Raw genomic sequence first — 10,900 nt, forward strand, 5'->3', positions numbered from 1 at the left:
GCGATGAACCCATCTCCGCCATTGCCACCTGGGCCACACAGAACCTGGATGCGGCCTTCCGGCCATTGTGCATGGACGAACTCGGCTACGGCGTTTCCAGCGCGTTGCATGAGGTCGAAGCTGTCAGTGCCGCTGGAAAAAAGTGCTTCTTCTGCGGCCCGCATTTCCTGCGGAGTAAGAATAGGTCTGCCCATAGTGCAGGCTCATAGCACGCGCGTATCGGATTCGCTGCCCAGCTGCTGAATTTTCAGACCTTCGGCGCTGCGTTCCAGAGTGGTAACTGAGCAATAGGTTGGGCGGAAAACAAGCGTCTCGGCACGTTGCTGAAGCTTGCTGACGACTGCATTGATTGCCACGAAATGTGTGAAGACGACTGTATTGTCGGGAAGGCCTTCCAGGCGAGCGATCATGGCATCTCGCCAGGCACGATGTGTGCTGGCTTCATTTTCCCATGTGCCGCCCATGAAAACGCGCAGCCATTCAACGCGATCGTGTATGTCTTTCGGGGTCGAAATTTCCGACACTTCCTCAATGATACTTGCGGTTAGACCAAGACGTGCCTCCAGCGGGCGCGCCGTCTCGCGGCATCTCTGCATCGGGCTGCTGACAATGTGGCTCACGCCCAGAGCGTGAAGTTCTGTTGCAGCAGATTCGGCCTGACGGTGCCCAAGATCGCTCAAACCCGGGTTGGGATGGTTGCCCCAACTCGCGGCAGCTTCCCCATGACGGACGAGATAGAGCATGAATCCTCCAAAGCCAGCGGCTGTTCCGACTTTCAATAATTGTAAGTCCGATCACCCTTGAGGAAGGGAACCGGTGCGAGATGGTTTCAAACCTGCTTCGCGCAAATATCCAACAGATTCAATCATTCACCCAACGATACTCTAAGGTCGCGCCTTGAACTGCAGCGACGTACGAACAGGCAATTCCTTTGCCGGATCTGCAATATGCATTAGAGGTCAGAAGGTGTTTCGCACAAAATAAGGGCAGCAAAGTCCAAAATTCGATCACGCCCTATCAACCTGATGCTAACTCTCATACTGGGTCTCGCTTCCATCGCAGAAGGCGCATACCCGTTGACTACACGAACCAAACGGCTGGGAGATACGGGCCATGAAGAAAATTGAGGCGATCATCAAACCTTTCAAACTGGATGATGTTAAGGAGGCGCTGCAAGAGATTGGTCTGCAAGGAATGACCGTTGTTGAAGCCAAAGGCTTCGGGCGCCAGCGCGGACACACGGAACTCTACCGCGGTGCGGAGTACGTGGTCGACTTCCTGCCCAAGCTTAAGATTGAAATTGTGCTTGCCGACAGTGCGGTAGAAGGCGCAGTCGACGCGATCAAGAAAGCTGCTCATACTGACAAGATCGGTGACGGCAAAATCTTCATTTCTGACATCACTGATGCGGTAAGAATCCGCACGGGCGAAACAGGCGACGCAGCCCTTTAAGGGCTAGGTCGTCTAATACCAAAAACTACAGAAGCTGTTTACTGGAGGGCAAATTCCAATGGCCGATAACCTGTTGAAACTTATGAAGGATGAGGACGTCCAATACGTCGACCTTCGCTTCACCGACCCTCGCGGGAAGATGCAGCATGTTTCTTTTCACAAGAACATGGTCGAAGATGATTTCTTCACCGAAGGTCAGATGTTCGACGGCTCATCCGTCGCTGGCTGGAAAGCCATCAACGAGTCCGATATGGTGCTGATGCCTGACACCAGCACGGCCATGATTGACCCATTCTTCCAGCAGACCACGCTGGCTGTAATGTGTGATATCCTCGACCCGATCACGGGGCAGGCCTACAATCGCGACCCACGCACAACGGCCAAGAAGGCCGAAGCATATGTGAAGTCGAGCGGCGTGGGCGACACGGTATTCTTTGGCCCCGAAGCTGAGTTCTTTGTGTTCGATGATGTTCGCTGGTCCACTGAGCCCCACAAGACCGGATACAGCTTCGACTCGACCGAACTGCCGGTGAACACCGACAAAGAGTACCCGATGGGCAATATGGGCCATCGCCCAGGACCTAAAGGCGGCTATTTCCCTGTTCCGCCGGTCGACTCCGAACAGGACATGCGCTCTGAAATGCTTTCCGTGATGGCCGACATCGGCCTTGATCCTGAGAAGCATCACCACGAAGTGGCGCCAGCACAGCACGAACTGGGGCTGAAATTCTCGACGCTCACCACGATGGCAGATCGTCTTCAGCTTTATAAATACGTAATCCACAATGTGGCAGCGTCTTACGGCAAGACGGCAACCTTCATGCCGAAGCCGATGTTTGCCGACAACGGGTCCGGTATGCACGTTCACCAGTCTATCTGGTCCGGTGGCAAGCCGCTCTTTGCCGGTGACCAGTATGCTGGCCTGTCTGAGCAGTGCCTGTATTACATCGGCGGCATCATCAAGCATGCGCGCGCTCTGAATGCCCTCACCAACCCTTCGACGAACAGCTACAAGCGCCTCGTCCCCGGTTACGAAGCACCCGTGATGCTCGCCTATTCTGCGCGCAACCGGTCTGCCTCAATCCGTATTCCGTTCGGTTCCAATCCGAAAGCAAAGCGTATCGAAACACGCTTCCCGGACCCTACGGCAAACCCGTACCTGGCCTTCGCCGCCCTGCTCATGGCTGGTCTTGATGGTATCGAAAACAAGATCCATCCGGGCGACGCCATGGATAAAGACCTTTACGATCTGCCGCCTGAAGAGGCGAAATCGATCCCGCAAGTGTGCGGCTCACTGCGAGAAGCGCTTGCAGCGCTCGACGCAGACCGTACATTCCTTACTAAGGGCGGCGTGTTCGATGACGACCAGATCGATGCTTATATTGAGCTGAAGATGGAAGAGAACATGCGCTATGAACTCCACCCACATCCGGTGGAATTCGACATGTACTACAAGGTCTAGGGGCCTGTTCTCTCTCTCCTCTAACCCTTGTAGAGGCCGGTATCGCAAGGTACCGGCCTCTTCTTTATCCAGCTTTAAAACCTCACAGAAAACCGAACTACACTCGGCAGAAAAGCCTCGAGCGGCTCCCGAGCGTCGAGGACTGGGCCTCTAACTGCTTTTTCTGTTGTGCCAATATTCCGGCCTGAAACCAAAAACGCCCCGACCATTTGGACGGAGCGCTTGAATATTGGATCTGTATTTGAATCAGCCAGCTTCCGGCTGACTCTTCTTGGCGTGGACGTAGAGTGGCTCGGCATTGCCCTCGACCACTTCGCCATTGATCACGACCTCTTCCACACCGCGCAGGTTTGGCAGCTCGAACATCGTGTCGAGCAGGATACCTTCCATGATCGAACGCAGTCCGCGTGCACCCGTCTTCCGGGCGATAGCGCGACGAGCAACGGCTGTCAGAGCCTCTGGCGTGAAGTTGAGCTCAACGCTCTCCATGTCGAACAGCTTCTGATATTGTTTCAGCAAGGCATTCTTGGGCTCTGTGAGGATCTTGATCAGCGCAGACTCGTCCAGGTCTTCCAGTGTCGCGATGACTGGCAAACGCCCGATGAATTCCGGGATCAAGCCGAAGCGCTGCAGATCTTCGGGCTCAGTGTTACGAAGGATTTCGCCAACCCCCCGCTCTTCCGATTCCTTCAATGAGGCGCCGAAACCGATGGAGGCCCCATCTCCGCGTGACGCAATGATCTTGTCGAGTCCGGCAAAGGCACCGCCGCAGATGAACAGGATATTGGTCGTGTCCACTTGCAGGAATTCCTGCTGTGGATGCTTGCGACCGCCCTGAGGTGGTACAGCCGCAACCGTACCTTCCATGATCTTGAGGAGTGCCTGCTGAACTCCCTCACCGGACACGTCGCGCGTGATCGATGGATTGTCAGACTTGCGGGAAATCTTGTCGATTTCATCAATATAGACAATGCCGCGCTGGGCACGTTCGACATTGTAATCAGCCGACTGCAGCAGCTTCAGGACAATGTTCTCAACGTCCTCACCAACATAACCAGCTTCCGTCAGCGTTGTTGCGTCAGCCATCGTAAACGGCACATCCAGGATGCGCGCCAATGTCTGAGCCAACAGTGTCTTGCCGCAGCCGGTCGGGCCGACCAGCAGGATATTGGATTTGGACAGCTCGACGCCGTCTGTTTTTCCAGCATGCGAGAGGCGTTTGTAGTGATTGTGCACGGCAACCGAAAGAATCCGCTTCGCATGCACCTGGCCGATGACATAGTCATCCAGCACATCGCAGATTTCCTGCGGTGTCGGGACGCCTTCGCGAGACCGGACCATTGAGGTCTTGTTCTCTTCGCGAATGATGTCCATGCAGAGTTCAACGCATTCATCACAGATGAACACGGTCGGGCCGGCAATCAGCTTCTTCACTTCATGCTGGCTTTTTCCACAAAACGAACAATAGAGTGTGTTCTTGGAATCGCCTGAGCCATTTTGTTTAGTCATGCCATCCTCAATGCCGGGTAAGGCTTAATTTCGTCTTTAAGACGTCGCGCGTTGTGTACTATTGAAACAATAGGGTTATCAGCCTGCCCTGCAAGAGGCAGGCCGCAATGACGTGAGAGAGGTCCCCTATTTATCATCCTCGGCCGTCCGGCGCTCGAAGACCTTGTCCACAATGCCAAATTCCTTGGCCTCTTCTGCGGTCAGAAACGTATCCCGATCCAGCTTCCGCTCAATCACATCATATTCCTGGCCCGTGTGGCGGACATAGATATTGTTGAGACGGCGTTTCAATTCGATGATTTCCTCTGCATGGCGCTCAATATCGGTTGCGACACCCTGGTATCCACCCGAAGGCTGGTGAAGCATCACGCGCGCATTCGGCAGCGCGATACGCATACCCTTTTCGCCAGCAGCAAGCAGAAGCGACCCCATGGAGGCGGCCTGACCAATACACACCGTGGAAATGGGGCATCGAATATACTGCATCGTGTCGTAGATCGCGAGACCAGAGGAAACATATCCGCCGGGGCTGTTGATATACATTGCGATATCTTTTTTCGGATTTTCCGACTCAAGGAAGAGCAATTGCGAGGTGATCAGGGCAGCCATGCTGTCATCGATGCCGCCCGTAACGAAGATGATCCGCTCTTTCAGCAGGCGCGAGAAGATGTCGAAAGCCCGCTCGCCGCGGCTCGTCTGCTCCACAACCATGGGAACAAGGTTGAGCGCTGTCTGGAAAGAAGTCGTCATGAATTGGGCCTTGATGGTTTCTCAAAGGAATCTTTACTGCACAGAAGTGGCAGAGAGACGTATATTTGTCTACGCGTGCATCACTGCAAGAGGTATTCCGCTGTGGAAACAGTTAGCGGAACGGCCACTCTGATGAACGACTTGGTAGATCGGCGTCCGGATGTTGCATGAAAGCGAGATAATCGGCGTGCACGGTTTCAGCCTGCAGATCACGCAACAGCATATGATACCCCTTTTCATAATAGACCGTCCGAACATGCGCGGGCAGGAAATTCGCTGATCGCTCAACGCCATGTGGGGGGATGACATAATCGTTCGCACCATAGGAAATCAACACGGGCAAATCGACTGGAAGGTCAGCGATTCTGTCATGAGCTGTCTCCATCAGTGAGACGACTCCATAAACCTGATCAATTCGGTTTTCCCGCAACATCAGGGGGTTGGCCCAAGTCTCCCGGAGCATATCGATATTATCGCTGGGCTCGATACGTACAAAGCGGGCTGGTGGTCGAACGATCCAGCCGGGATTGGTGTGAGCCGACATCCACAGGCTGGCTCGGTAGAGTGGGTTCATCGCGCCCCAACCGCGCAAGCCTGGACCCGATGCGATCAATCGGTCTGCGTCAGGGGGTGTGTCTGAGCCGAAAGCCGAAATGGCGACGGCGGCGCCCATGGATATGCCGACAACCGTGATGGTTGCATCGGGATGCGCACGACGTGCGACCGCAACAGCCGTGCGGAGATCTTCCCGCATCAATTCTTCATCCGGCCATAGCCCCCTGCCCGGCGAGCGTCCAAAACCCCTTTGGTCATAAGCATATGTCACTACGCCATGCTCAGCCCAGTAAGGTGCCGCCATATGGAAGGCATTGGCGAAATCGTTCATGCCATGCACGCCGACAACCACATGCTCTGGCTCGTGGTCAGTCTGCGCGGCCCAGACCGTCAGACCAAGTTCTGCGCCGTCATGAGAAATGAAAACATCACGCTCAGGCAGAAATTGTGGAACGGAGTTGGTAACATTGGCGAGTGAGCCAGCCGTGACGGGATGAACGCACCCCGAGAGCAGGAAGGTCGCGTAAAAAAGGATCAGGGCGCCAAAGCCCCACGCACTTCGGCGCGCAAGGAGGGTAAGACCTCTTGTTCGAACCAGGGATTGCGTTTTAGCCAAGACGTGTTTCTCCAACTCGGATGCGGTAGTGTGAATATACGCTCACTTGTGTACTCCTTCCAACATCGAACGGTTACCGTCAAGCTCGACTTGCGTCGAACACCCAAGTGCCAAGCCTGCGCATGGGCACCGATGAGCAAAGTCACTTTAGTATTCGTCAACAGGTCCAGTGTTTGCGTTCGCCAGGTCTGGGCGCAGATCCGCATGGGCGGGCGGTCGCCGCCATTTCGGTCATATCCGGGAAAGCAGAAGCCCATTGGCAGGATGGCGACCCTTCTGGGATCATAAAAATCTTGCTCAGATATCTGCATCCAGTCACGAAGCCGCGATCCCGACGGATCATTGAAGGGCACGCCAGAGCGATCAGCCTTGTTGCCCGGTGCCTGGCTCGCAATCAGAATACGCGCACCGGAATGCGCTTGAAGGATTGGGTTTGGGGGGCGATCCATCTGGCCTTCGCACAGTCGGCATGCCCGAATTTTTTCGAGTTGTGTTTTCAAATGGAGAGACATGGCGTTTCATACAGTTTCTAACTGTGTCCTGATTGCAGAAGGCCCGAGCCGATGCGCATATCCCGCATTATTGACCCCCGTATGCATGATCTCGGAGCCGGTTTTCTGGTCCGAAGAATTCTTCCATTTCACGCCCACAAATCTGTGGGGCCTTTCGTGTTCTTCGATCACTTCGGTCCGACTGAATATCCGCCGGGCTCGACATTTGACGTTCGCCCCCACCCTCATATCGGTCTGGCGACCGTCACGTTCCTGTTTGATGGTGCAATCCGGCATCGGGATTCACTCGGAACCGATCTGGTGATCGAGCCCGGAGCCGTCAACTGGATGACGGCGGGGCGAGGCATTGTTCATTCGGAGCGCACTCCAGATACTCAGCGCGAGAACGGGCAAAACTTGCACGGCCTTCAGACCTGGGTTGCCCTGCCCAGGGATGAGGAGGACGGCGCGCCCACCTTTGTCCACCATAGTGCCGATACTCTACCGGAGTTCCTGGTGGACAATGTGACTGTCAAAGTACTTGCCGGGACTGCGTGGGACAAAACATCACCCGTTTCGTTTCCATGGCCGATCATTTACGTCGCTCTCGAAGCGACGTTCGAATCCGAAATAGTCCTGCCTGGCGATCTCGCTCTGGAGCGCGCCCTCTATGTGGTGACGGGCGAAGCCAAAGTCGGTGATACGATGATAGGCGTTGGCCGTATGGCTGTGCTTGAACCGAATGTGGATGTGCCGGTTGTTATGGCTCCTGGCACAAAAGCAGTTATCTGCGGCGGCGCACCAATGGAATCTCCGCGAAAGATAAACTGGAATTTCGTCTCGAGCGACGCCGAAAAGATAGCCGCGGCCAGAGCGGACTGGACAGCTGCAATACAAGCTGGGGGCACGGCAAGATTTCCTGCGGTTCCGGGAGATGAGGATGAGTGGATTCCCCTTCCCTCGTGATTTTGGGGCCAGATTTCTGGTGAACCCCTTCCTTGCCGATTGATATCGCTCGTGCCAGATCATGACCAACAAGAGTCTTTGACGGGGAAATACAAAAATGAAGCGACTACTCATTTCGGCGTCCGTGCTAACGCTCGCGGCCTGCGGCGCACAAGAAACCGCGACTGACACACCGATCACAACGGAGCCTGAAGCATCATCTGAATTGTTGATGCCGCTGCCAGATCAGACCAGTGCGGATATTACAGCGGATGACCTCGCGGTTCGCATCAAGACCCTTGCCGACGACACATTCGAAGGCCGCGGTCCGGGGACCGAGGCTGGCGAAGCGTCGGCCGACTGGATTGCGGCTGAGATGCAGCGCGTCGGTCTGACGCCTGCGGGAGACGATGGAAGCTTTTTCCAGACTGTCAAAATGGTGAACCAAACGGTCGACACGGACGCCTCATACTTCAAGCTTACCACACCCGATGGTACGGAGCTGCCGATGACGCCAAAGGAAGACGTTGTTTTCTGGACGAAGCGCCAAAATGCCAATGAGCTGAGCTTTGATCCCACCGACGTTGTTTTCGTAGGCTACGGATCTGTCGCTCCGGAATATGACTGGAACGACTACGCGGATCAGGATTTCACCGGTAAAACGGTCGTTATGCTTGTCAACGATCCCGGATTTGCAACCGGTGACCCAGACCTCTTCAAGGGCAAGTCCATGACCTATTACGGGCGCTGGACATACAAGTTTGAAGAAGCGGCACGACAGGGCGCAACTGCCGCTATTGTCATTCACGAGACCGAACCAGCCTCATACGGCTGGGATGTTGTTTCCAACTCGTGGAGCGGCGCGCAGTCAGATCTCGTTCGTGCCGATGGCGGCGCTGAGCGTACAATGCTCGAAGGCTGGATTACACGAGACACAGCCGAGTCCCTGTTTGCCAGTGCAGGCCTCGATCTGGAAACGCTGAAACAACAGGCAAAATCAAAAGACTTCGAACCTGTCGCGCTGGACGGAATAAAGGCGAGCGGGAAGATTTCGCAAGCGATCGAACAGCTTGAAAGCCGGAACGTTGTCGGAAAACTCCCAGGGGCAACCGTGCCGGATGAATACATGCTGTACACAGCACACTGGGACCACCTCGGAAAGAAGTCTGAAGAAAAGACCGGCGCGCCGGGCGAGGATTTCTATCAGGACCAGATATTCAACGGCGCCGTCGACAATGCGACCGGTTCTGCCGCGCTTCTCGAGATTGCAGAAGCCATGGCAAGCGAAGAACTCGAGCGGTCGGCCCTTTTCCTGTCTGTGACGCTCGAAGAATCCGGTTTGCTTGGTTCTGCCTATTATGCCGAAAATCCGTTGGTGCCCCATCGCCAAGTCGTTGCGGGTATCAACATGGATGGTGCGCTGCCGATCGGCCGGACCAAGGACATGGTAGTTGTCGGATACGGCGCGTCCGAGCTCGAGGACATGTTGAAAGATGTGCTCGACGAGCAAGGCCGCGTGATCAAGCCGGATGCCAAACCCGAAGCCGGCTATTTCTATCGCTCGGACCATATCTCCCTGGCCAAGAAGGGCGTGCCCATGTTGTACGCCGATGGCGGTCAGGACAAGGTCGATGGTGGTGTGGCTGCAGGCAAGGCAGCCGCGGCGGTCTACACGGCTGAGCGCTATCACAAGCCAATGGATGAGTATTCCGATGATTGGGATCTGTCCGGCTTCACCGAAGACATCCAGGCGCTTTACCAGGTTGGGCTACAGATTGCCCAATCTGATGAATGGCCCACATGGTATGCGGGCAACGAGTTCGAATCTGTTCGCAAGAAGAGCCTGGAACAAGACTAAACGATCGTCCCCGCCCTGTTCGGCGGGGACTTTTTCCTGAATGGAATGACCTGACGCATGCTTTCGTATCAACACGGATTTCACGCGGGAAACCGCGCGGACGTAGTCAAGCACGCGGTCTTGCATTCGGTGTGCCGTCACCTGACACAGCGTAATGATCGCATTCTCTATGTGGAAACACATTCAGGTCGAGGACGATACGATCTTGAAGGCCCGCAGGCGCGAAAAGGAGATGAGGCCGGGGACGGCATTCTCTCCATATTGGAGGGGCAGACTCCTAAACCGCTTCGATCATGGGTCGAGTTCGTTGAGACGGCTGGCATCAATAGCTACCCCGGCTCTCCCGCTCATGCGCAGACCCTACTGCCTACGGATACTCGCTACGTGTTATTCGAAAAGCATCCAGCTGAATACGAAGCCTTGAATCATGCCATCGGCGATGACGACCGTATTCAGATCAAAAAAGCGGATGGATACGCCAGCGCGCTGAAACTGTCTCCCAGAAGCGGTGAAACCATGGTCTGTCTGGTCGATCCGAGTTACGAAACAAGTCGCGATATTGATGCGTTGGCGCTGTGGACTCCCAAAGCCCTGAAGCGATGGCCAAAGGCGGTGCTGATGCTATGGCTACCATTGTTTCGTGATGGTCGTGAGAGCGAGTTTGGCGAGTATCTGACGACGCTCGGCGACTGCAAGGTTTACGGGGCGCGCTGGCCGGTCGATGCATTGCAGGAAACGGCCCTCGAAGGCTCCGCCATGGTTGTTTTCAATGGACCGACGACGGCGGATGCTGAATGTGCCGCTATCGCAACTGCGCTCCAGTCATGGTGGTCTGACAAGCCGTTGGGAGCCTGACCGGTCATGCGATGCGATGTGCTTCTGATAGGCGGCGGACACGCACACATCACAGCGCTTCGCTGGCTCAAGAAACACCCCTGCCCGCACATGAAATTCAAGCTGGTGAACCCACGGGCCTACGCCGTCTATAGTGGCATGGTGCCTGGCTTTGTTGCGGGACATTTTGACCGAAACGAAGTGGAGGTCGATCTGAACCGCTTATGTGTCGAAGCCGGGGTTGATATTGTCTATGATTCAATCGTTGATTTTGATCCGGTCGTGAAAACTGCGACCGGGGAAACGGGTGCATCCTATTCCTTCACCCAGACGTCTATCGATGTCGGGATCATGTCTGCGCCCGCAAGCATTGCTGACCGGAAAGGCTATCTGACCGTAAAGCCAATGTCGCATTTCGTTGAAGCGTG

11 protein-coding genes and 1 pseudogene are annotated in these 10,900 nt (G+C 55.2%); 6 read left to right on the forward strand and 6 right to left on the reverse strand.

Features of this window, described 5'->3' with window-relative positions:
• A partial coding sequence (locus B4F73_RS13145; RefSeq protein WP_290483487.1) for an NAD(P)H-hydrate epimerase occupies positions 1–194 on the reverse strand: 194 nt, incomplete at its 3' end.
• A 9-nt stretch (positions 195–203) separates the two neighbouring features.
• Positions 204–743: a histidine phosphatase family protein gene (locus tag B4F73_RS13150; RefSeq protein WP_290483488.1), complete on the reverse strand. Its 540-nt coding sequence runs from the start codon at positions 741–743 to the stop codon at positions 204–206.
• Positions 744–1,113: 370 nt separating this feature from the next.
• On the opposite strand from B4F73_RS13150, the gene B4F73_RS13155 reads away from it, so the two are divergent.
• Positions 1,114–1,452: a P-II family nitrogen regulator gene (locus tag B4F73_RS13155; protein WP_027837435.1), complete on the forward strand. Its 339-nt coding sequence runs from the start codon at positions 1,114–1,116 to the stop codon at positions 1,450–1,452.
• Between the two features lie 58 nt (positions 1,453–1,510).
• Complete coding sequence (gene glnA / locus B4F73_RS13160) at positions 1,511–2,914, forward strand: type I glutamate--ammonia ligase (RefSeq protein WP_034812366.1); 1,404 nt, start codon at positions 1,511–1,513, stop codon at positions 2,912–2,914.
• 246 nt (positions 2,915–3,160) lie between these two features.
• Here the strand turns inward: glnA and clpX are convergent, their stop codons facing one another.
• The 4 genes from clpX to B4F73_RS13180 all read right to left on the reverse strand — a co-directional run bounded on the left by clpX (position 3,161) and on the right by B4F73_RS13180 (position 6,856).
• Positions 3,161–4,423: an ATP-dependent Clp protease ATP-binding subunit ClpX gene (clpX, locus tag B4F73_RS13165; RefSeq protein ID WP_034812364.1), complete on the reverse strand. Its 1,263-nt coding sequence runs from the start codon at positions 4,421–4,423 to the stop codon at positions 3,161–3,163.
• Positions 4,424–4,549: 126 nt separating this feature from the next.
• Complete coding sequence (locus tag B4F73_RS13170; RefSeq protein WP_206990472.1) at positions 4,550–5,173, reverse strand: ATP-dependent Clp protease proteolytic subunit; 624 nt, start codon at positions 5,171–5,173, stop codon at positions 4,550–4,552.
• A gap of 112 nt (positions 5,174–5,285) precedes the next feature.
• Positions 5,286–6,344, reverse strand: coding sequence for an alpha/beta fold hydrolase (locus tag B4F73_RS13175; RefSeq protein WP_290478806.1), 1,059 nt, complete (start codon positions 6,342–6,344; stop codon positions 5,286–5,288).
• A complete protein-coding gene (locus tag B4F73_RS13180) occupies positions 6,263–6,856 on the reverse strand; it encodes a uracil-DNA glycosylase family protein (protein WP_349679572.1) in 594 nt (197 codons plus the stop codon). The genes B4F73_RS13175 and B4F73_RS13180 overlap by 82 nt, the downstream gene beginning before the upstream one ends.
• Before the next feature lie 81 nt (positions 6,857–6,937).
• On the opposite strand from B4F73_RS13180, the gene B4F73_RS13185 reads away from it, so the two are divergent.
• From B4F73_RS13185 to B4F73_RS13200, 4 genes and pseudogenes are all read left to right on the forward strand, one after another.
• Complete coding sequence (locus tag B4F73_RS13185) at positions 6,938–7,801, forward strand: pirin family protein (RefSeq protein ID WP_290483492.1); 864 nt, start codon at positions 6,938–6,940, stop codon at positions 7,799–7,801.
• 97 nt (positions 7,802–7,898) lie between these two features.
• Positions 7,899–9,638, forward strand: coding sequence for a M28 family metallopeptidase (locus tag B4F73_RS13190; protein ID WP_290483490.1), 1,740 nt, complete (start codon positions 7,899–7,901; stop codon positions 9,636–9,638).
• A gap of 57 nt (positions 9,639–9,695) precedes the next feature.
• Positions 9,696–10,493, forward strand: a complete 798-nt coding sequence (rlmJ, locus tag B4F73_RS13195) for a 23S rRNA (adenine(2030)-N(6))-methyltransferase RlmJ (protein ID WP_290481795.1) — start codon at positions 9,696–9,698, stop codon at positions 10,491–10,493.
• A gap of 90 nt (positions 10,494–10,583) precedes the next feature.
• Positions 10,584–10,900 (forward strand): annotated as a pseudogene (locus tag B4F73_RS13200) (hypothetical protein); the annotation flags it as partial.

This window comes from Hyphomonas sp. UBA3601 (assembly GCF_002375605.1).
Classification (GTDB): Bacteria; Pseudomonadota; Alphaproteobacteria; order Caulobacterales; family Hyphomonadaceae; genus Hyphomonas.

Coding starts and splice junctions, on each gene's coding strand:
- B4F73_RS13170 (WP_206990472.1), bottom strand. CDS start 5,173: ATGACGACTTCTTTCCAGACAGCGCTCAACCTTGTTCCCATGGTTGTG.
- B4F73_RS13150 (WP_290483488.1), bottom strand. CDS start 743: ATGCTCTATCTCGTCCGTCATGGGGAAGCTGCCGCGAGTTGGGGCAAC.
- B4F73_RS13180 (WP_349679572.1), bottom strand. CDS start 6,856: ATGTCTCTCCATTTGAAAACACAACTCGAAAAAATTCGGGCATGCCGA.
- clpX (WP_034812364.1), bottom strand. CDS start 4,423: ATGACTAAACAAAATGGCTCAGGCGATTCCAAGAACACACTCTATTGT.
- rlmJ (WP_290481795.1), top strand. CDS start 9,696: ATGCTTTCGTATCAACACGGATTTCACGCGGGAAACCGCGCGGACGTA.
- B4F73_RS13190 (WP_290483490.1), top strand. CDS start 7,899: ATGAAGCGACTACTCATTTCGGCGTCCGTGCTAACGCTCGCGGCCTGC.
- B4F73_RS13155 (WP_027837435.1), top strand. CDS start 1,114: ATGAAGAAAATTGAGGCGATCATCAAACCTTTCAAACTGGATGATGTT.
- B4F73_RS13185 (WP_290483492.1), top strand. CDS start 6,938: ATGCATGATCTCGGAGCCGGTTTTCTGGTCCGAAGAATTCTTCCATTT.
- glnA (WP_034812366.1), top strand. CDS start 1,511: ATGGCCGATAACCTGTTGAAACTTATGAAGGATGAGGACGTCCAATAC.